Source organism: Candidatus Steffania adelgidicola (assembly GCF_020541225.1).
Lineage (GTDB): Bacteria > Pseudomonadota > Gammaproteobacteria > Enterobacterales > Enterobacteriaceae > Steffania > Steffania adelgidicola.
In genome coordinates this window covers 103,409-127,636 of the sequence record NZ_CP045889.1, presented here as the reverse complement: position 1 = coordinate 127,636, position 24,228 = coordinate 103,409, and the positions used below count along the sequence as shown (strand labels likewise).

Here is a 24,228-nt window from a genome sequence, read left to right as displayed (position 1 = left end):
CATTCTTCGCAATCTTTGTTGCATAACTATTTTTATAATATTTTACAAAAAAAGATTAATAGCTCTATCTGTTACGGCATAAAAACATATTACCATGGTAAATATCAATCTTAAAATTTTGTAAAAGTTTCATATAAAATATAAAGTTAAACGAGTTTTACATTATAAACACGAAAGGTATGATTCAGCCCTTTTATAAGAAAGAACCGAAGATAGGAAGCAAAGCCAGTCTTTTTCATTCTACTTATCAGCTGGGCATGAGATTCCTTCAAAATGTTTAACTGTATCAGTTAGAATATATGTTCTATTTGTTCTAAAAAATTCTTGTTTTATGATTAATGTAGATAAATTTCCAATACCACGCCTGCATAAAATCGATCTCCGTCTAATTAAGATACAAAAGGATTCCAGAAAAAAAACATCTACAACTAATCACTCAGAGCGATAAAAACCATGCTTCATAAAAAAATACTGCATTAATATAATTCAGTCAGAGATCTAATGAATGCCTAAAAAAATTTGATTGATTTTACTAATCAATGATTTACAATATCTCAATAAAGCATCTTCATCATAGAGGTTTCTTTATTCAGGAGTACCAAGTGCAGGCGGGGGTGATAACGCGAATGTATTTCTCTCAAGCTATGGTTGTTCAGTGAGTTAATGGATGACGCATTGTAATAATTCCCCCGCCTAGGCAACGTTCTTCCAAATAAAATACTGCCGATTGTCCAGGTGTCACAGCGGTCAAAGGGTGGTCAAATTTTACCTGTAAATATCCATTAGACTGCGGCGTTACTAAGCAAGGCATATCAGGCTGCCGATAACGTATTTTTACCGTACATCTCATGGTTTTTGTTATCATTTCACGATCCACCCAGTGCACTTGATTAACTATAAGACCGCTCGACATTAACAGTGGATGCTGCTGGCCTTGGGCGACCACTAAACAGTTTTTATTAACATCTTTATCCACTACATACCAAGGCTCTTTAGTACCATCGCGAGTACCGCCGATCCTTAGTCCTTTTCTCTGCCCTAAGGTATAGTACATTAACCCCTCATGTCGCCCCATCTTCCGACCCTCAACTGATACGATATCACCTACCTGCATAGGTAGATAGCGCCTGAGAAAATCACGAAATTTCCGCTCACCAATAAAACAGATACCCGTGGAATCTTTTTTAGCAGCAGTCGATAGACCCAGTGTAGCAGCAATGCGCCTTACTTCTGCTTTAACTAGTTCTCCAATCGGAAATATCCAATTCGAAAGCTGTGCTTGGCCTAGTGTATATAGAAAATAGCTTTGATCCTTGTTATGGTCCAGACCACGCAGTAAGCGGCTTTTACCCCCCATATTAGTACAGCGAACATAGTGACCGGTAGCAAAGAAATCAGCTCCCAGTTCTTCAGCTGCAAACTCTAAAAACGCTTTAAATTTGATTTCTTTATTACACTGAATATCAGGATTAGGCGTACGACCTGCCTGATATTCAGCGAGAAAATATATAAAAACGTTATCCCAATATTCAGCAGAAAAATTAATAGTATGCAACTTGATTCCGAGAGTATGGCAGACCGACTGAGCATCGATAAGATCAATTGCCGCCATGCAATATTTCTCGTTATCTTCTTCTTCCCAATTTTTCATAAAAACCCCTTCTACTTGATACCCCTGCTGCTGCAGGAGCCAAGCCGATACAGAAGAGTCGACACCGCCGGACATCCCTATAATTACTTTCTTTTGACTATTACCTGACATAGGTTCCTCACGAATAAAATATTTAACTCGGGGGATAAGCACCTTAAATCAAAAAACATGTTATATTACAATTAAAAACCAATCCTTACAGGAGCAAAAAACACATGTATTCCACACTACTAGGCTAAGACCAGGAACTGAGCCTGCTCAGGAAGCACGTCTAGAGAAAGTTTATCAACCATAACGCAGAGCGTGAATAAATATATGCAAATTATACCAAACAAACTGCAATGGAGTTGTTTTTATATATATTGCTTTATTGTGCTTTTACTTGTGCCTTTTTATACTTCTATCTTACGTAGAAAGTAGCGAGTATTTTACTCTATATACAATCTCACCCCCCTACCATGGGATTAGGGGCAATGATAATTACACCTGTCTGCACAGGTAAGACAAGTAAAGATTTAAGTCATTCATTTCATAAAAAATCTCAGTATTTATTACCTTATTCTAATAAAAAATTATAGGGTTAAACACTATATCTGAAATACTTTCATTTCTTACACTAGATATCCCTTCCCAGGGGGGAATATGGTTTTTTTCAAAAAAATAAGTTTTAATTTTTTAACAATCCTTCATGAAATTCAATGGCATTATCTTACTGTCTACTAATGTAAGTAGACGCCTAGTTATGGTACCATACACAAATATCGCTACAGTATTCTCTCAACCTCTTTCTTAGAAAGAGGAAAAATAACTTAAAAATAGGAGTTTCTAATATGTGCCTAAGCGATTGTGTAATATTCTATTATAAAGAAATCGATAGTTAATTAATACGTTTTTATATCGATATATATACAAGATTAGTCGAATGTAAATATGACTTTTTTACATGCTTTCTTAGGTGAGACAATAGTTTTTTTATTCTTAACTATTACCTGTGTCTAAACTATTAAGAATAAAAATCGAGCGATGTTTCAAACACATCGCATCAAAAAAACATAGTACATAGATCATCGTCTTTAATATTGATAGAGATCAATTACTATCCATCGCATTTAAAACGTTTCGCCAGTAACAAATTGGCATGAGTCATGTTACATGTCGATTTTTTTAAAAAACCCGTTATCTCTACATAAAAACAATAAAACTAGTTGCATATTCAATAGTGAATACTGCTAAGCTTTTATATGCTTTTTTTATTTCATAAAAATCCTCGATTTTATATCTACATCAATAACGCTCTATATCTGTTCAAGATCAGGCGCTATATAGAAACATATACAAGATCACACACCTTGTTTAAACCGGAGAAAAAGTATTGTGTTTTCCGAGAGTCATTCAAGACTCCTACAGAGTAGGATGGTATCCTATAATAAGTGATGAGAGAACTGAAATTTCATGCTTGCACTATCAGATTTTACCATTAATACATGCTCTCTCTAGAGAGAGCATTAAACTTAACCAAATAGATACAGAGACATATTTCCCAGAAATAAAGATAAATCATGGTAATGTTTTACCCTCAACTACATCACACATTAAAACTGTTTAAATAATCAAACTAGAATATCTAATTAATCAGGTACTAACCACGATTAAAAAACAAATGGTATACTCCATTTAATATAATGATCATGTAAAAATATATTTAACATTTATTCATATCTATTCAGAGAACAAATCTTCGGATCACACAACATCGATATATTTAGAACTATATTAAAATGACCTCTATTGGTATAGAGAATTAAAACTGTATTTTATGATATCAACACTATCTTCTAGATAGATAAAGCATGTTTTTACTTGGATATCTTTAAAAGACGAAAGGAGTTTACTAATGTCCTCTAAAGAAATTGCAATTCAAGTTACTGGGCTTGGCAAATGTTACAAAATTTATTCTTACCCTCGGGATCGATTAAAACAGTTTTTTTTACCCAAACTACAAAGAATTATTCAATGTCATGGTCATACATATTTTCGTATGTTTTGGGCACTACGTGATGTCTCTTTCACAATTCATCGGGGTGAAACTATTGGAATAATTGGACAGAATGGAGCAGGAAAGTCAACTTTATTACAAATGATCTGTGGTACATTGACACCAACAATAGGCGATATTCAAGTTCATGGTCGTATTGCTGCTTTACTTGAGTTGGGAGCTGGCTTTAATCCAGAATTCACTGGTCGGGATAACGTTTATTTAAACGGAAGTATTTTAGGATTAACAAAAAAGGATATTGATCAAAAATTTCAAAATATACTTGACTTCGCAGATATTGGTGAATTTATTAATCAACCTGTAAAAACCTATTCTAGTGGTATGTACGTAAGACTTGCTTTTGCGGTACAAGCCTGTATTGATCCAGATGTTTTAATTATTGATGAAGCCTTAGCTGTCGGAGATATAGGCTTTCAATATAAATGCTTTAGACATATGGAAACATTAAAAAAGCAAGGTACCACTATTCTTCTAGTAACACATTCAACAAATAGTATTCTTGAATATAGTGACCGTTGCCTGGTCATGAACAATGGTTTATTAATAAGTGATACTAGAGATGTTTTAGCTGCAGTTTTAGCTTATGAAAAAGGCATGCTCATTTCAGAGAAAGAAGATAACAGTACCCCATGTGAAACTAAAACTTTAGTATCTTCGACAATTTTAAGTGTCGAACATCTCCAAGCATTACAACATGCTTCAAGAAACACAGGAATTAATGAAAAACGCTTCGGTAGCGGAAGGGCGATTATTGAAGACTTCTCCATCATTAAGGAAAATGGAATGCTATTAACGGAAAACTCGCCAGTAAAATCTGGAGAGATACTCGATTTTTGTTTCACGCTAACTTCAGCAAAAAACATAGATAATGTAGCCTTAGGTCTTTCTATTTCACGTTCTCAAGGTGGGGATATCTGGGGAGACAATAATATTGGAGCCGGTCATTCTTTATGTTTGATAAAGGGAACTCAGTGTATAAAATACAAAGTAAGCTTGCCAATTAATGCAGGTGACTATCTAATTCACTGTGGTTTAGCGTGTTTTAACAACGGAGAACGCGAAGAGTTAGATCAACGAAGACCAATTGCAAAAATAAAATATTGGTCATCACGCAAGCTTGGAGGGGTTATTTATGCGCCTATACAAATTATTACGAATGAGACATAAATATGATTAGCATTTTCCTTCCTGGATTTCCATTTCGTGGTTTAACTGCTTCTTACTTATGGTTTTTCTATCGTATTCTCTCTTCCATAGAAGAACCTATATATTTTATTATGGGAAAAGAGTATCTAACCCCCATAGAGCAATGGAAGAAAAATAAACGTTGGGAAATGACCGAAGAAAGTCAAGCGCGATTAGGTTATCAATTTCCTGATTTTTTATCAATCAATCAAGAGAATTTTAGTATTATTGACGAGTCGTTTTTCAAGGAGTATCTCAAAGATTGCTTTAACAATCCTGATTATCTATTTAAAAGATTTATCACAGAAGAAATTCCAAGATTAATGTCGGAAATCGATAAAGCATTAAAAAATGTAAGTGATATTGAATGTATTTTAACTTGGTGTAATTGCCCCTCACTAAATCAAGTGGCTACAAAAAAAAATATACGAGTAATAAATTTAGAACTTGGTCCTTTAAGACATCCTCACTATTTATCAACGGGATATTTTGATTTTCATGGTGTTAATGGTAATACCGAAGCAGAAAAACGCTTTCTTTCAGTAAAAGAAAGCGCTCTTTGTTTTTGTAATAGATATGAACTTAAAACACTTCGTGACTTTTTTTATAATCATTCCGTAAGCAATTTAGATATCACGTTACCAGAATATGACGTGGGAATTGTTCTTCAGGTTGAAAACGATTCAAATATTCTAGCATTTAGCAATACATTTAATAATCAATCATTACTTGATTATGCAGCCTGCCATAATTTAGGTCGAAAACTTATTCGCAATCACCCAAGCAGCCATTTTTCATTAAATCAAGGATTGGATCAAATAGACGATTCTACAACTAGTATTGATTTTATTACTCGTTGTAAACATATTCTAACTATTAATTCCAGTGTTGGACTTGAAGCAATGCTGTTAGATGTTCCCACTACAATCATGGGAGATTGTTCCTATTCTTTTTGTAATGTTACAGATAGTCTTGAGAGAAAAAAGCGTTTAGCATTTTATTTGTTCTCCTATTTAGTTCCATTCAATCTTCTTTTTGATGTTGGTTATATCCGATTTCGATTATCTTTCCCTTCAGAAATGAGCATTATAGAAAAACACATAGATTATTATGTTAATAATTGGAATTATAAACTCAATTCCAATACAGAGTTAAAAAAAATACACTTCATTAATAATTCTATTATAGAATGGAAAAATAACACACCAATTAATACTGTTATTTCCAATTTACACAGAGCAACTCAGATCTCAGAAAGATTAAAAACAAAGCTAGAGATAAAAGAAGAACGTATTGAAAAAATTAAAAAGAAAATATCAAAAAAAAATATAAAAATAGATTCAGGGTTTCTTGTTGATATAATTATTCCGGTCTATGCTGGTTTAAAAGAAACTCAAGAATGTATTGAATCTGTTTTAGCTATACTACCCGATTGGGCTGAATTGATTGTTATTAATGACTATTCTCTTGATCAGGAATTAACGCAATGGTTACATGAACATTCTCAGAAAGAGGGGGGATTTACTCTTTTAAAAAATCCACGTAATTTAGGCTTTGTTGCTACGGCTAACCGTGGCATGCAGTTACATCTGAATCGAGACATATTGTTATTAAATAATGATGTTAAAATTGCAAACGATTGTCTCGAACGTATTCGAAAAGCTGCTTATAGCAAACATCGCTTAGGTAGCATTACTCCTTTTTCTAATAACGCAACTATTTGCAGTTTTCCTAATTTCTGTGAAGATAATGAGCTTTTCATGGGGTTAGATGTCAAGCAACTTGATGAACAATTTTCCGCTTACGGACACATCAATAACTTACTAGAAATACCCACTGGAGTCGGTTGTTGCATGTATATCCGTCGAGATTGTTTAAATAAAATCGGATATTTTTCTGTTGAAAAATTTGGTCGTGGCTATGGTGAAGAAAATGATTGGTGCCAGAGAGCTATCAAGGCTGGATGGAAAAATTTTCACCAACTAAATGTATTTATTCAACATAAAGGAGGAGTAAGCTTCTGTCATGAGCAACACTCACGAAAAAAACATGCTTTAGAATTATTAAATATACTTCACCCCAATTATAGTAAAGACATGATGGATTTTATTAAAAAAGATCCGGCGCAACAAGCTCGAGAACAGCTGATCTTACAGATATTGGCTAAAAAAAATATCAAAAAAGTTCTATTAATTTCTCACAATATGAGTGGGGGTGTTACACATCATCTCAATGAGTTGGTTAACTTTTATAAGAAAGAGATTCATTTTTTGCTTCTAGCACCAGAAGCAGAAAAAAATCGTATTTCTTTATCATTAAATATTAATGATACGACATATAAAAAAAAATTTATCATTGATATTTCTTATAGTTATGACACGCTAATAAACCTACTTCGCTTTATTGGCATTGGTCATATTCATTTTCACCATCTAATTAATATTCCTGATAAAATATTTTTTTTACATCATGAATTATCATGTGGGTATGATATTACAATTCATGATTACTATTGTATAAATTCAAATCCAACACTTACGGATAAAAATGGTGTCTTTTCTGGCAATGATATTGCACATCGAGATACTCTTTGTAGTGAACATTATCCTATTCCTGGAGGAGTTTCTGCTACAGAATGGCGTATAAAATTATCCTCATGGCTTGAAGGTGCTGAGCGTATCATTTTCCCTTCTACTGATACCCAAGTGCGTTTTATGCTCGACTTCCCCAATATTGAATATAAAAGCATCATTGCTTGGCATCCTGATTTTGAAGTTAATGATCCTTATCAAACCGTTACATTCCCCTTCCAAATCGGGAAAATACTTAAAGTATTAGTAATAGGGGCTATAAGCCGTGAAAAAGGAGCATTGATCTTAGATGAAGTGGCTAATGAACTCAAGGATCAAGGCATAGAATTTCATCTTCTTGGTTATGCTTTTCGTACTTTAGGAGGCGCAATTAAATGCCATGGTGCTTATACTTCTCAGGATCTAGAAGAGAAACTTAATTATATTAAACCAGATGTTATCTGGTTTCCAGCACAGTGGCCAGAAACCTATAGCTATACATTGAGTATTGCTCTTGAGCAAGGGTTGCCAATAGTCGTACCAAATATTGGAGCTTTTTCAGAAAGAGTTACAGGTCGTAAGTATACTAAAATAATTGCTTGGAATACATCTATTAAGACAACGTGTGAAATGTGGAGAAGTTTTCGTGATGATCCCGTCTCCTTTTTTTCGAGCGAGGATGAATCATCACTACTTGATATCTCCTTGTCTAAACGAAGTAAAAAATTTTATCAATATAATTATGTACAACCACAATGGTTACGAGAAAGTAAGTTAGAACGTGTAGATTATAAATCATTACTCGCTTCACTTTATTCTTCTGAGTATGTTGAGGTTGTGCCTACTTTTTCTAAAAGACCACAAGGCTATAAAGAAAAATTGCTGGCTATTTTATGGAAAATAAGCACGCATCCGTTATTGGCATTGATTTTTAAACTAGTACCATATCGTCTACAACGCCGTATAAAGAGATTGCTTTCACATAAAGCCATTCATGAAATACTTAAGCCATAACTTGGATATGTTGATTGATTCATTTAGATCTAATGTATTTGATACATACTTCCAGTAATAACTCGATTAGATCCACATGACCAAATATCATATCGTAAATATCCACATTATGACATTTATAAAATTACATAACATAATGATTGTTAAAAATAGAGATATATTGTCTTTCTTTGAAAACCATATAAAACCACTTAAAAATATTTTCTGTATCCTGATCACTTTCTGAAAAACGTATACAAAATCCTAGATTTCTATAATACCTATATTTAATATGGATTGCTTGTATACAGAAATAGAAAATTATCTCATGTAAACGCCGTGAAGAAAAGTATGGAAATGGATATTATATTTTTAAAAAAACTCAAGAACGTTGACTTCTACTGGCAATAGACAAAAATGCTCGATAAATTTTGTATATGTTACAAGACACAACATCGATTAATACACAACATTTCATAAAAAATCTAAGACGAAGATATTCCATAGATGGAATGAATACCGCAAGACAATAATAAGAACTCTAGAAAACTTTACTGTTTTCATGGAGTCATACATTATCATAGCTTACTAATGCATTCATCAAAAAAATGATAACATATGCCCTCATCTTAAATTTAAGGTAATACTAGTTGAGTATTTATACCTCTACATTATAGACGTAAGAAAAGTTTTATTTATCAGTAAGCAACTAGTAAAATGATTACTATGGTCTATAAGAATAGTGTTCCATTGAATTGACAACCAATAAAAACCACACTGATATTAACGCAATGTAAAAATAAATTCTAATTTTAATAAAATGTTGCATCCATAAACTTTTAAAAAGCATTTTTACGTTGTATAAGTACTTTCTGAATAAATCGAAAGCACTGCATTAGAAATGCATTTACGTTTTACATAAGATAATAAATCCTTACCATTATCTAATTTCCCAATAGTGAAAGTATGGAGCGAGCATTTTAAATTGAACACCAAAAAAAATACACAAATTCACACACCATTTATAATGATATAATGATTTGGATATCTAATAGTGAACCTAGGTGGTCAGAAGAATAGCCAAGACAGCATTTATCTCTTTACCTCAAGCCCCTTCGTTAACCGGTACCCAGCGTGGGTGCATTTTCAAATGCTAACTGATAGGGCATAATTCTTATAGATTTTTCCTCGATAATCATTACCACTGTTATTGCAGTGATGCCTCCCTTGTATTTTTAATATCCTTCAATCGCATTCTTTACAAGAGGCTTTATAAACACATGTTCAGTTGGCGTAGAATGTACGACAAGTTATTAGATTTACCCTTAAGATTTCTAATACGAAGCAAGATTCTTCCGACTGATCCACACGGTGAAGTTAATCTTGATCCTCGACAACTCGTAATATATTTGCTACCTTATAATTCGAAAGCGGTACTATATGTTCTTCGCATACAATGCCTTAAACAGGGTTGGCCTGATCCAATGACACAGCTACATATCGAAGGCCTCACTCTGCCAAGATATGTTTTTATTCATGATACCCCCCGTGTATTCTCATGGTATAATAAAAACCTGAAATCTATTTCACTCTTGCATAAGTATCTTAATCTCCACCGCTCCAATCCCGCGTTAGATATGCAATTAGTTCCAGTAGCAGTTATGTTTGGGCGCTCACCCGGTAGGGAATCGCCATCTAATTATCCTCTATCGAAACCATATCTGCTAAATGGTATTGAAAAGTTCTTTGCTGTGCTCTGGCATGGACGGGATAGTTTCGTTCGCTTTTCAAGACCCATATCGCTTCGCGATATGGCCATAGAACACGGTTCTGATAAGTCTATTACCCATAAACTTGCAAGGGTAGCAAGGATTCACTTTGCCCGACAGCGGTTGGTGACAACCGGGCCACCCTTGCCAGTACGTCAAGAACTCTTTAATACACTATTGAACTCTAAAACCATTGAGAAATCATTAAAAGATGCAATGCACAGCAAGAAAATCCCCTTGAAAAATATGAAACAGACCGCTATTGATCTTATGGAGGAAATCGCTGCTGATTTTTCATATGAAGGTATTCGCTTCTCAAACCGGATACTTAGCTGGACTTGGAATCGATTATATCAAGGATTGCAGGTGCGTAATTTAGCACGAGTCCGTAAACTGGCAGAAGAGGGAAAAGAAATTGTTTATATTCCTTGCCATCGTAGTCATATGGATTATCTACTCGTATCTTACATTCTTTATAATCATGGACTTGTACCACCACATATTGCCGCCGGCATTAATCTTAACTTTTGGCCGGCAGGCCCAATCTTTCGACACTTGGGTGCGTTTTTTATTCGTAGAACATTTAGAGGTAATCAACTCTACTCCACTATTTTCCGCGAATACCTTGGGGAATTATTCACCCGCGGCTATTCAGTAGAATATTTCATTGAAGGAGGGCGCTCTAGGACGGGACGGCTACTTAAACCAAAAACAGGCATACTAACCATGACCATTCAGGCTATGCTTCGTCAACGGAGTAGTAAGCGACCTATTACCCTTGTACCGATTTATATCGGCTATGAACGTATAATGGAAGTAGCAACCTATGCTAAAGAATTACGCGGCGCCGCTAAAGAGCAAGAAGGATTCTGGCAAATGATGCGTGGATTATGCCAGTTACGTAATCTCGGTCAGGGTTATGTCAATTTTGGCGAACCACTACCATTAGCAACCTGGTTATCAACTCAAGTACCACAGTGGCGAGATTCAATCGATCCAATATACGCCCAACGTCCCTTCTGGTTATCATCAGTAGTAAATGAGATTGCAACCACCCTCATGGTACGGATTAATAATGCTGCAGCTGTCAATGCTATCAATTTATGCTCTAGCGTACACCTCTCGCATCAAGGCTCATTAACTCGCCCGCAGCTGCTAGAGCAGTTGCACTGCTATCTTCAGCTACTACGTAATGTTCCCTATTCACAAGATATCACAGTACCTGCTCTAACACCGGAAGCACTTTTAGCACATGCGTTAACCATGAATCAATTTACCATTAAAAATGACACTATTAATGATGTTATTTTTTTATCACGCGATCAAGCCATATTAATGACCTACTATCGCAATAACATTCAGCATCTCTTCATCCTTCCAGCGCTGGTAGCTAGTATTATTTGCGGACACCCAGCTATCGAGCATGCTCAGATACAGCAGCGATGCTTACGATTATACCCGTTTTTAAAAGCGGAGCTTTTTATGCGTTACAGTACACATCAGTTACCAACTGTTATCGATAAACTCATTGCTGAACTAATACGACAGAAGCTGGTGGATATAAAAGGAACACTGCTTTATCCCGTACCAACACGTCTTCATAATCTGAAGCTCTTAGCCGCTAGTGCGAGCGAAACATTACAACGCTATACTATTACTTTCTTATTATTGAATGCTAATCCCAAGTGGAGTCGTAAGATGTTAGAAAAAGAAAGTCGGAGAATAGCTCAACAACTATCGATACTCCACGGCATTAATGCGCCAGAGTTTTTTGATAAAGCAGTATTTTCAACCTTGGTAGAAAAACTACGCGATGAACAATATCTTAAAGATACCGGCGATGTGATCAATGAGAAGATCAGCGAAATGTGTGAGATTCTCAGCGAATTAGTTGAAGTAGATGTGCTTAATACCATTAAAAGTGCTAATTTTCAAACAAACAAACCGACTTTCACATCACTTTCGACAAAACGCGCATAGGAAAAACAGCGTAATACCAAACAAAAAATCGCTCTAGTAGAGACTAGCCAGCTTTGTTTCAGTTTTAATTTTGAATATGTTAGCAAATACGTTACAAGAGACCTAGCTTAGGTTTTTCTATCTCAGGTTGTACCAATGAGGTTTACAAAAACATTAAATGTCAAGAAGATTATAGACTAGCCTATTAAAATCAAGGTCAGCCTTCTTGTTAAAGAATAAGAAATCCGTCCCCCATATATGATAAATAAATGAATTGCTCTCTCAGCATCATTTTATTAATAGCTAAGCATCTAGTCTCTTTACAGTTATTAACTTAGCGTTTGAAATTCTTTCTATCAATTACTAGATAGTAATAATTTTCATCCTATCTCACTTACAAGAACCGATTGATAACAAAAACCGATACTTCTCAGTAAGGAATATGATATTAAAGATTTTATTTTCAGTACTGGATACCTAGCAAAGTATTTACCTATACAATTATTATCTCTATATACTAATTAGTGGAAAACAGAACAGAAAAGAGCAGTATCCGTTGCAATATGGAATAAGTAGACTAAATCTTTACTCTGTCTGCTGTAATAACAGTACAACCTATTAGGGGAACTTCACATCAGGAGTCCAGCACTCAATACAACCTGCCTGCTTTGAAGGAATGCAGCTTTCCTATAACGATGAAGAAAAGCTGAAATCTTTAACAGATTTAAAAGATAAAAACATAGGTGAACCATAATTTGAATCACAACCGTCACACGTTTTTCCTATTTATAATAGATTAACTTAAATTGAAAATGGTCATCACGATTATATAATCTCCATATAAAATTATTAATAATCAATCTATTATAATTCGGATAACAAACATATTACAGTTTAAGATAAACCGACACATGAATGGCTTTCTTACTGCTTCGCTTGTCGATGCTGTTCACTCTATGCCTATCCGGATTAGAGTTCCCCGATCTAGGAATATCACTGATTCTTGATCAAGGATCACATCAATCTAAAATACACAACCATATTAAACATACCCACGCGTGCTAATTTGTCCCCCAAAATTAATACATCAACAGGAAACACATTGCCATTCTCTACTTTAGTGAGAATTGCTTTTAGTTTAAAATTAAGATTACATAGTGTAATAATTCTACACCTTCTAACCAGACTACTGTTAGTAGTCTGGTATCTATTTAAAAATAGTGCTTTTAAAAATTGGTGATAAGTGCAATCTTTTCTTATATATTCTAATAATATTTTATTTGGTTAATCATTCACTAGATTTAAACTGCTGCCGGCTATTTTGGAATATAACCTCTCCATAGAGGAGACAATATTATATGCTATTTTCATATAAAAAACGTTATTTCTCAGGTATAAGAATTTTTCTTAGAATAATAATGTACCACAACGTGTTTTTAACATCATATCTGTCATTCAGTTAATCTTAAATTCATAGAGTACATATATTGTTGTAGTGTGATCCTTGATCACAATGTTGTATCGTTCAAGTAAGGTGCGAATATCCTAATGCATTACATTGAAAATGTAATACTTCTCTTTCTGTGAGAAACAATGCCATTAGATGTTTAGATACTCTTGGTGATTTTTTAAGAAACATGCTTATCCCTTCTTAACATTATCTAGCAGGCGTAAGTAAATTTCTGAATACTTCTCTATTTTTATCAGGAAGCAAACGCTTTTTAGTTAAACATGGCATAAGAAGTGTGATCTTACATATAAAAAACAATACAGTATTCAGGATATACCGTTTAAATATTATGCGTAACCATACTGGAATCTTAATATGAGATATTTCTTATATTGGGAAAGATAGTACATTTTTCCCATTTAGTTTTAATATTTAGAAATAATTTATAATCTATAACAGTTCTTCTTAATCAACACTACTTTATATGTTATAACGTTCCAATATACAGCCCTCTATCAACATAATAACTATATAACTTATCTTTTTATTTTCCTATTAAAGCGAAATTAGGAAATTTTATTTTTTATTTCCATATTAACATATCTAATTATACACTACTCTGCAATATATTACATATATATGTAGCATAGGAATATCTGAACCAAAATGAGATTTTTGCATATTTAATAAATCCGGATTGAATGAAAATAATCAAAACTTTTTCTGTATCCTTACTACTTCAGTAGTCATGAAGTTTAATAGATAAATTCCCCGCCATACTCTGTTAAGAGCCGATTGATTATAATCAGTTATATCATGTTTATATTCATGAATAAAAATATATCCATATACCGCAATCTATAAACATAAGGTTATAAAATCTTGTCTATATTATATGGGTAATCGATTCTATAACTACTTTATACTGTAAATGTCATACTTAACTGAGACTTTTTATATAAATTCCCTGATATATATTTCTTTATATAGCATTCTAAAGATAATCAAGATAGATCGAAAGTTATGAAGGTAGATCCAAATGATAACCTTGTCGTTCGGGAGACAAAAGTTCTTTTTTAGAAGCACCAGAAATTTCTGTAAACGATATTATAGATCAAAAAAAGAATACTACTAACGATGCTTATATCGCCAGCGTACTCTAGGAGAGACTAGACCAGAAAATTCGCGCTGACTAATACAGCATGAAATTTGACTTGCTTCTTATCCGCCGAAGCACGATTTTCTTCCCTCAGTATTTTATAGAAATATGTCTTTTGATAGTCTATCTAGCACACCCTCATAGTCATTGTATGAGCATAAGCTGGGTAAACTGTCGCTATATCTGTATAAAAATCACAGGCAAATAGATTATTTCTGTTTTAATATTTTGTTGTATGCAGAAAAAGTTTTAATTTACTTCCATTGAAGTAAATGGCTCGGATTTCCATATTCGGCAATCAAAAATATATCGGCGGCTAGATACGGTATAGCACATGTCTCAATGAGTTGAATTTTATATACGAAACATCTAAATAGTTTTGGAGCTCTAGTTAGCATTTTATCTTACTAACTAACAAAGTTGTCATTAATTCCACTACACGCGCATCAAGATATGCTAATTCAGTGACTTTAAGAAAAATCAGATCATTAAAAACCCAAATATAATTTTTCAGATAAACAGTAGCGATGTTACTTAAGAGAGCCTTGGTGCCAGCTAAGACTATATTCACTATCGCCATGAATATTAGCGGCGCGATTACATGTGCGCCATAACATTCTATCCAGGCTTGTAGCGCAGCCCTTTATATCATGAGGGGGTCATAGGGAAACATTAAAACCACGATATCGATTTAGTCACGTAAGACTAATACTATTTAACGTATAATCATTAACTGCAATCTGAAAACAGGGAATCTCCATACTATCTTTAGAAAAGATAACACAAGACCGATTAACCTAGTAATACTTAGAATCACAAAGTTATAGAGTCCATTCTTCAACGATGTTTCCTAAACCCTATCGACATTACCCAGATATAACGAAATTTCCTGAAGGAAACTCTAGACAGTCATAAAATAATCATTGCTATTCTTATTTATGTTAATGATATAAAAGGTTTTGATCGTTTTCTTTTCAGATAGAAACTATGGTTTTCCACTATCTTCCATTGGCATCAAAACTTCCAGTGTGTTTACAAAAACAACACTTTCAGATATCGTGCTCATAGTAAATAATCGTGAAAATTTCTAATAATACAATACCAGAGGTATTAAATATTCTATCCACCTCCCGCTCTCAACTCAGTTTAATTAGCAATCATTTATGATCCGTGCTAAATGCAGCATCTAACAACCTAGCTGTCTTAATTAGTTCATTGTCTTCAGTGAAGATAAAATTATCGAGAGGATAAAAATCTAAGCTATGGAAAACATAATAACGCTCACAATTTGATATCTGATCGTGATGGACCAACCCCCACAGATCTGCCGAATACGCCTTAAATATAGTTTTTTATCATCGATTACCAACGCGTGGATAATCTCGATTAGTTATTTAGCCGAGGATGGCCTAAATCCATTGCGATAAATATAATGTGTTTATCAATCTAAAATATATCGCTTTTACATAATAATAGGTTAAAATCCTTTTTTAAAAATCGCTTAGAAACCAAGTCATCTTCATGAAATTCTGTTTTATTAGCACCGTTTAGTGATAAGGTATCAAAACTATATTGACATGTTAAAAGCAATGCCTGTATTGTACGATACAGGAAAATTAGTATCCCTACCTTATTCTTTATTTAATGGATAAATATGTAATACTATTTCCTACAATACTTTGACTTTTCGATACTATTCCAGTATATAGTACGCCTTAACAACCCATTTAGAGTAATCTGATCTAGTTAAAGACTATAATAGTCCTCCCCAACTTTCGGGATCCAAGAAAAATAGATTTTCTTATTTGGGATATCCAGAACCTGTCGCTCCAGTCTAAGAACATCTATTCTTGCATAATGTACGAGATCACGATAGTTTTCCTGCTATCTCTACTTTATCGCGGTGTCACCATAAAATCTTCCCGCTATAAGATATTGTCCGCGAGGAGAGCAATCTCTGCAGTTATCACAAAACTAGCATATTTGGATATCATGGTCATCGACCAATATCAGTTCTTTAATTTGAATACGGGATTTAATAAATTCATGTCAATAAATCACTCTCAACTCCAGCGATTGGAGTAGAATATATTATTCCAAAATTTTAAAAGGATATTAATGAGATAGATAGGATCTAGTCTTACTCTCAGTAGTCAGGAATAGATTGTTTTATATTAATAGGAGTATATCCTAATATTTTTTAAGCTCTGAAATACAGGAGCTTATCCTGTATTTTTAATATGCGTTCATGATAATGTTAAAAACATTCTATCGATATTTTATATGTATATACTAGTTTATATATCTTATCAGAGATAATCTTTTCTATTTGATTGTCTTGACTTCTTAAACAAGGTAAATTTTAAGAAAATTTACATCAGTTTAGTATTTTCTTTATCACTTTAATAGAACTCAAAATGCTAACAAACATATCTTCTGTAGAACTACTTTCATATATAACCCTACTATTCATTATAAATACAGTGAATAAGAACGCCGTTCTATATTAGGATGTTAATTAAATGAATATATACCTCTAGACGAGTATATTTAGTATAAAAATCTATATATATCCTTGATATTATGCTATTAATACCTAACAGATGATTATAAAAGATATTCTGTTTAAAATCTTACAAATAATTTTTATTATAGTAACTAACATTATTTTATAAAAGAAGAATCTATAGAGAAAAGATATATATAGTAAAGACTAGATCACCTTATAATGATTGATATAATATTATTCAACAAAACTGAATTTTGTATTCATCATGATTTCTGATAAATATTTATGGATATTCTCCACTCTCTAAAATAGAGATAACGATTAAATTCTGAACCAACAATAATAATATGTAAAATATTGACTAGATGATCAGTAAACCATTCAGAATAAAACACTTTCTTTTTAAGAAAAACATAACACAGCTTCTAAAAATTAAGAAGCATGTCTATAGATTATATGAAATATAACTATTTTTCCTATCATTTTTACCTTTTAAACTTATCTATGTTCAGTTTCAAAAAAAGCCAACAATACAAATAAAAGATTTTTTCTATACTAACACCTTAATTTAAAGTGTTTGATTGATATCATTGCATGACTTATCATCTTCATTTAATAATATAATTGTGATTTGATTGTTTCAATAAATAACAAAGTTTATATGTTAAAAACATCGCTTAATTTATTTTTTTATTTTTCTCTATTCACTTACTTATAGTGAAGACAGGAGAAATCCACCTATTAAATAGGCTAATCAGGAATAGCGGGAAGAGTACCTAATATCTACAAAAATCACTGATGTATACTGTATCTTCACTAGACTTTTTATCCGTATAGTGATATAAAATTCTGTTTTTACGTTAGTCAATAACAAGTTTCTTCTCTTATTTTAAACATATTGATCAGTTTTTCAGCACCGTTATTGTAATAACGATTGAAGTCGTCTCCTAACTTATTAATCAATCGTAACTATTATTTCTGATAAGAGATCAGAATCATGGTAATTATCATTACCACACTCTATCCCCCATTTTTTATAGTAATATACAATCTATCTCCCTATAAGCATGATTGATTCTTGATGTCTCAGACGGAGTATTTATATCTTTATCGGCTCTGCAAAAAAAAGAGTCATAGGATCTAGAAGATCTCACTACAGGAGATCCGTTAAAATCAACGATACAATTAAAATTTGTATACTCCATTGATAGAAACCTATATCATTCTATAACTTTCTGTTCTACTTAATAAAAATCATATCGCGCTTACTCCATAATTTTTTTAAGCTATACCAACTTAAAAAGTTTGATAACTATCATCAACCATAGACAAAGCACAATTTTAAATTATTCGACTATTTTTAAACAAAAAAACAAGATCTCAAAGAGAAACATAAATACGATCGATTTTGTATAGAAGATAATATGAAACGATGGCTTAACATAAATCATATCTAAAATACAAGCTATGCTTTTGGAATTTCAGGGAAGATAGAAGACACAATAAAAGGCTGGTTTATCTAGAGTGGAGTAATACAAATTTAGAGATCTAATTATATTAGTATACTCATCTCTAAATTCAAGACTGTTCTCAACACATATCAGATAGCAAAACAGCATTGGAATCTATGACAGATAGACATATATAAAACACCTAGCTCGTTTTCACTCCAGAAAGATCATGACTGCAGTTATCGAACTAAAGAGAAGCTTCCTGATCAGTACTAAAAATACCACACATAAATCATTAAACTAATCATAGTTATTGTATAACTGGGGTTTTTAAAATCTGTCGAATTATTAAACGATGATCACTATTCGGTAGCCATACTGCATACAGTGAACGCACTATCGATGGTACATCACTGACAGGTTCTAAGTTCGAAAAGCGATGCGCCCAATAGTTTGGCAAAAATGCACAAGCAATAGTGACTTTCAATAACTGACATGTCAATTGTGCGGAAGTAGTAATTGCTAATGGGGCCTGCTGGTTAAAGTGCAGTCGACTCTCATGCGTATAAAAATCAGCACCCCATTCAAGCTGAATATAAGGACGCTTCTTGTTACTGATAGATATGTCGTTAGAATCAACAAATAGCGTTAGTGTGAAACTTCCAAGCTTCTGACTGGCTAACTCTTCCATTTTCGGAACTTCAGTGGTAATCAGTAAATCTATCTGGCGTTCATGCAGCTCTTTTATTAGCCCGTGACGTGGTGCAATGCGAGCTTCCATCTGAAGATCAGGCCACTGCTCATAAAGCTTCTGCAGCCATGCACCCAACCAAGTTTCCCATAAAGATGCATTCGCACCAATCGATAGCGGATTATTCTGTAGCGAACTGGATACTTCTTTCTTAGCAATCTCCCAAGTTACCATTAAATTTTCGGCATACGGCAATAGCCGTTTCCCTGCGGAAGTTAGGCGAATATTATTTCTATGACGAGTAAATAGGCTGACACCCAACTGTGTTTCAAGTTGACGGATGCGGACACTTACTGCCGATTGAGTTAAATAAAGTGCTTCTGCTGCCCGCCCAAAATGTCTGGTACGCCTTACTTCTAAAAATGTTTTTAGCAATTCAGTATCCACAATGCTCTCCCAAAAAAATTATCATACTGATTAAAATATTTCATTTTACAGAAAGTCAGACCTAACTAATACTCCGCGAGATAAACAACATATCCAATACAAATATGGGGGCGTCTAAGATGGTGAATAGCTTTTTTAGTACGAATCGTTATTTTGATAACAAAAATTATCCTCACGGCTTCTCCCGACATGGTCACTTTACTATTCGAGAAGCTCAGTTGTTAGAACGTTTTGGACATGCCTACAATGATCTAGAGAACGGGACACGAGACCCTATCACCGATGATGAACAGAAATTTATTTTGGTATGCCATGGAAAACTTACACCGTCTAATGAACATGAGAAGGTCTGGTACAAATATATTAAACATACTCGCCACCCAAAACGTTTCCATACCCTTTCAGGTGGTAAACCACAGATGGAAATAGTAGAAGACTACACCGAGATAGAAGATTAATAAGAAAGGGAGTAGAAGTTTTTCTTCTATCTTCCCACTATGATTGATAATCATATATGAGAGCAGAACGATGCAGTGATAAGACCAGTTTTTAGGTAGGCAAAATTTGCTTTGAATATCATGCATAGATATTCAATCGCTGCAGTAGTGGTACTGTGTGTTTGATCGTTGCTGATAATCCCAATATCCTTTGTATATTTGCTACAAACTGAGATTTGATTTCTAATAAAGGGAAATCACTATTTCGCTAACCACAGATTACTTGACCTAAAGTAAATAACTCGAGACACAATTCGTGGTTACAATACTTTATTTTAATTATGTGGGTTATATAAGTGATCATATTAATATTAAAAATTACACAATATTTTAATGAGACAATCCCCGATCAGTATTTCAAGATAAAAAATCTTGCCAGATTATGGCTACATCTTAACATAATTAATTATACATATCATGTACAGATATCATCTTATATTATTAAAAAGATGATATCTGTACCGTCTCGTTTCCAGAAAATATCAATTAATAGTCATTAATCTAAAACTAGATATTATAATGATTCGTTTCGATAATCAAATTATAACCATTTCCAAGATGATAGCTGAATTACAGAAAAATAACATGTCTATATCCGTTTTATATATAGGTACATAATAACTTAACCAACCATTTACATAAGAAAATTATAATAATGATCAGAATTTTAATATTCTAAATTTGTTTAGAGAGAACATAAGTACTTTTTCGGAATAAGTTAGGATGGTCTTGCTATATTTTAATAATTTAATATCGGTCATATGTTAATATGTAGAGTACGACATATCGCTATACAGATTAGGTTGTAATTTATATACATACAACGTAAAGCCTTTATAAAATAAGAAAGGATTAAAAACTTAAAAGCCTGCTTATCTTTATATAAATTTTGATTTTCTTATATTAAAATTTAATAAAGTTTCATAGAGATACCATTTATTAATATAGAATGCATAACTCAACAGGTTCTTCTTTATCCATATATAAATAACATACGGTTAAAGCACAATACCAATTGCACGATTTGTAACTCAATATATACCTAATAGGGGATTTTGGCAATGAATAAACAATAGAAAAAGAATTTTTCTAACTTGTCTTTTTAAACTTCAATAATCATTTCTCTTAATAGGAGCACATAAATCAAATGTTTTTTGCCTAAGGCACTTAGGGAATATTTAATAGAACAAAAAAAGAGAAAAAATAAAGATACCTTTATCTCATATAAGATACTTTAAATAAATAACTTAACAAGTCATCTATAACGTTGACATTCGCCAGCTATGCACTGGTTTTTATACTAAGGCACACAATTAAGAATCCAAAGATGAAGTAGAGGAAAGATTAGCTTTTTCGACAATCATTTTTTGTGGCATTGACAGCGTAATACCGTTGGTACGTAGCCGCTGGAGGATTTCGAATAGCAAATCGCTTTTAGTTGATGCAACTACACGTGGACTGCTCACGAAACCCGTAATTCTAAGGACTATACCAGCAGGTGTTAATTGACTAAAGGTTACTGATGGTGCCGGTATGCTTTGAATTGTCTTGTGCTCACTATAAGCTGCTAGCAGTAATGTACGGACCTTCTCAGGATCAATATCAAGAGGAAAAGTTAATACAATCGTAGCTACCCCTTGCACATTACCCATAGTCGCATTACGCACATTCTGGGAGATTAACTGGGAATTTGGGACGATTACTGTTGATCTATCGCCAAGTTGAATTTCGGTAGCGCGTACATTAATACGACGAATATCCCCCTCAATACCGCTGATACTAATTAAATCCCCAACTTTTACCGGTCTTTCTGTTAATAAAATTAAACCAGAAATAAAATTCTTTACAATCTCTTGAAGACCAAAACCAATTCCTACCGATAATGCGCTGACAATCCAAGCTAGATTGTTCCACTGTATACCAAGAGTGGATATTGCTAATAAAATGATTAATACGTAACCCACATTGCCAAATAGCGTTACTACCGAGGAACGCATACCAGGTTCCATTATAGTTTTCGGCAGAAAATCTTTTTCTAACCAGCGTCTAGCTGATCGTAAGACATAAAGTGCGATCCCTAAAAAAATTAGGGCATTTAATACGTGAGCAGGAATAATATTCAGATTTTCTATCCCTTTCCCACCCCAAAATTCCATCACCTTATGTAGGAGCGCTAAAGGCGTTGCAGAGGCAAAATTACCATTGATTAGCGCAACGGTGCCGAACATAATAAGCAAAGTTTTTCCGATAGCCGCAAGCAAAATCGCCACTTGAGACAAGTGGCGATCATTGAGATGAAACATTTGCTTAATACGTACCCCTACCAGGGTATTCGGCGAAAATAACCCTTCGCATAAATCTACCACTAAATGAATTAGCAGATAAAAAAGAGAGAGAACTATGATTATCCACACTAGTTCATAAGTCAGAAAACGAGCCAGCGAGATATACCCTATTAGTAAAGCAATTAAAATAGAAATAGAGGTGGCGGTTATACAGACTTGTATCAAAGCTACTAAAGGCGAAGGCGTTACTAGGGATACCCCCGCAGCCTGCAACTTACGGCGTGTACGCTTAATCAAAAACGGACCGCTAAATGCCACCGATGCCACGAGTAGTGCCGATAATCCATATCCAAACATAATTATAGAAACACTAGTACCAATTCTGTTGTTAAATTGTTCAATCGCACCCGAGAATAACACGCAGGTCGCTAATAGCGTTGGCAACGGTTTCATTACCTGAGCAAGAGGATCAGGAATAACCAGTAAACGCCAAGAAGGACGATGGTTGGATAAAAATGCACGACCTAACCCGGCAATCAAAGAGGAAAAAAATGTTAAACGTAGCAGCCCATCAGCAATATCGACTAGTACATCTGGCAGCTTCGGTAGACGGGTAAAAAGCCAATAAAGCACTTGTGCTCCCATACCTACGTTTACTACTGTTACTAGTGTAGTAGAAGCAGCAAGGAAACTACGGCGTAGCCGTCCTTCAGGGACAATATGAATACTAAACCACCCTACCGATTTATCAAGCCAATGAGAACCAAAACACCAAATAATCAAGACAAGCATCAACAATACGGTCGAGCCTAATCGCCATTCTGGTGCCCATACCAACCGCCAGCTCTCGGTTACATCATTGCAGAAACTTGTCAGCCGACGCTTATCTTCAGACTGTGTCTGCCATACTGGCGACCAAAATTGAACTGATAAAATACTCCCCGAGTTGAGGGCCATTTGGGAACGCATTGTGTTACGACGGATATTCACTATTTGTAGTGATAGCTTAGTAGCACTAAGGCTAATGGTTTTAGCATGCTCAATTTGACTATCTAATAGCGCTTTACGGGCATTGAGGCTATTACGGCTTTTTACGACAGTATTAGTCTCCTTCATTTCGCCTTCAATTGGCGGCGGTCCTAGCACATCTAACTGCCCTTGTATCTGCCTTCGTGCAGGTTGCAATACAGTTATCAACGCGTTAGCATCACTAGCTAATTGTAGAGCACTGTCATTTAAGATACCTAATTGATTATCTGTCGTAGCGTTTGAGACTGCCTGTTTGAGTGAGTCTAGACCCTTTTGTAATTTATCCAACTCTACAACAGAGTTTATTTTTTCTTCCATAACGCTAGCGCTTTCATCGTCTAGAGCTTCATCTGCGTATACAATGCTACTTAAGCTGATAAATAATATTATAAAGCTAGAAAAAAACCTAAAAAATCTCTGAACATAACCATAAAAAAACATAGGCATAGCGAAAATTATCTCACAATTTTAAATAATAGCCACGCGTCTTCATAGCTGATTTTTTCATGAATATTAATTCTCTCTTG

General features: G+C 33.9%; 7 protein-coding genes. 4 read left to right on the top strand and 3 right to left on the bottom strand.

The annotated features are described in order from the left end of the window. Nucleotides 1–652: 652 nt before the first annotated feature. Entirely contained in the window at nt 653–1,798 is a 1,146-nt protein-coding gene (mnmA, locus tag GFK82_RS00300) for a tRNA 2-thiouridine(34) synthase MnmA (RefSeq protein WP_282101018.1), read from the bottom strand. A 1,747-nt stretch (nt 1,799–3,545) separates the two neighbouring features. Between mnmA and GFK82_RS00295 the strand changes: the two genes are divergently transcribed. From GFK82_RS00295 to plsB, 3 genes are all read left to right on the top strand, one after another. Next, nucleotides 3,546–4,874 carry an ABC transporter ATP-binding protein gene (locus GFK82_RS00295; protein ID WP_226810964.1) on the top strand — a complete coding sequence of 443 codons (1,329 nt, stop codon included), beginning with the start codon at nt 3,546–3,548 and terminating at the stop codon, nt 4,872–4,874. 2 nt (nt 4,875–4,876) lie between these two features. Next, nucleotides 4,877–8,476 (top strand): GT99 family glycosyltransferase N-terminal domain-containing protein, encoded by a 3,600-nt coding sequence (locus tag GFK82_RS00290; RefSeq protein WP_226810963.1) that lies wholly within the window; start codon nt 4,877–4,879, stop codon nt 8,474–8,476. A 1,259-nt stretch (nt 8,477–9,735) separates the two neighbouring features. Then, nucleotides 9,736–12,204 (top strand): glycerol-3-phosphate 1-O-acyltransferase PlsB, encoded by a 2,469-nt coding sequence (plsB, locus tag GFK82_RS00285; RefSeq protein WP_226810962.1) that lies wholly within the window; start codon nt 9,736–9,738, stop codon nt 12,202–12,204. A gap of 6,858 nt (nt 12,205–19,062) precedes the next feature. On the opposite strand, the gene hdfR is transcribed toward plsB, so the two are convergent. Beyond that, the gene (gene hdfR, locus GFK82_RS00280; protein ID WP_226810961.1) at nt 19,063–19,890 is read right to left on the bottom strand and encodes an HTH-type transcriptional regulator HdfR; all 828 of its coding nucleotides are present in this window, start codon (nt 19,888–19,890) and stop codon (nt 19,063–19,065) included. Between the two features lie 119 nt (nt 19,891–20,009). Between hdfR and GFK82_RS00275 the strand changes: the two genes are divergently transcribed. Further along, the gene (locus tag GFK82_RS00275; protein WP_226810960.1) at nt 20,010–20,348 is read left to right on the top strand and encodes a MaoP family protein; all 339 of its coding nucleotides are present in this window, start codon (nt 20,010–20,012) and stop codon (nt 20,346–20,348) included. 1,352 nt (nt 20,349–21,700) lie between these two features. Here GFK82_RS00275 and GFK82_RS00270 read toward each other — a convergent pair. Further along, on the bottom strand, nt 21,701–24,019 hold the full coding sequence (locus GFK82_RS00270) for a DUF3772 domain-containing protein (RefSeq protein WP_226810959.1): 2,319 nt from the start codon (nt 24,017–24,019) through the stop codon (nt 21,701–21,703). Nucleotides 24,020–24,228 lie beyond the last annotated feature (209 nt).

Excerpts from the sequence above, each read along its gene's own strand:
- GFK82_RS00295 (WP_226810964.1), top strand. The coding sequence starts at position 3,546 with ATGTCCTCTAAAGAAATTGCAATTCAAGTTACTGGGCTTGGCAAATGT.
- GFK82_RS00290 (WP_226810963.1), top strand. The coding sequence starts at position 4,877 with ATGATTAGCATTTTCCTTCCTGGATTTCCATTTCGTGGTTTAACTGCT.
- plsB (WP_226810962.1), top strand. The coding sequence starts at position 9,736 with ATGTTCAGTTGGCGTAGAATGTACGACAAGTTATTAGATTTACCCTTA.
- GFK82_RS00275 (WP_226810960.1), top strand. The coding sequence starts at position 20,010 with ATGGTGAATAGCTTTTTTAGTACGAATCGTTATTTTGATAACAAAAAT.
- GFK82_RS00270 (WP_226810959.1), bottom strand. The coding sequence starts at position 24,019 with ATGGAAGAAAAAATAAACTCTGTTGTAGAGTTGGATAAATTACAAAAG.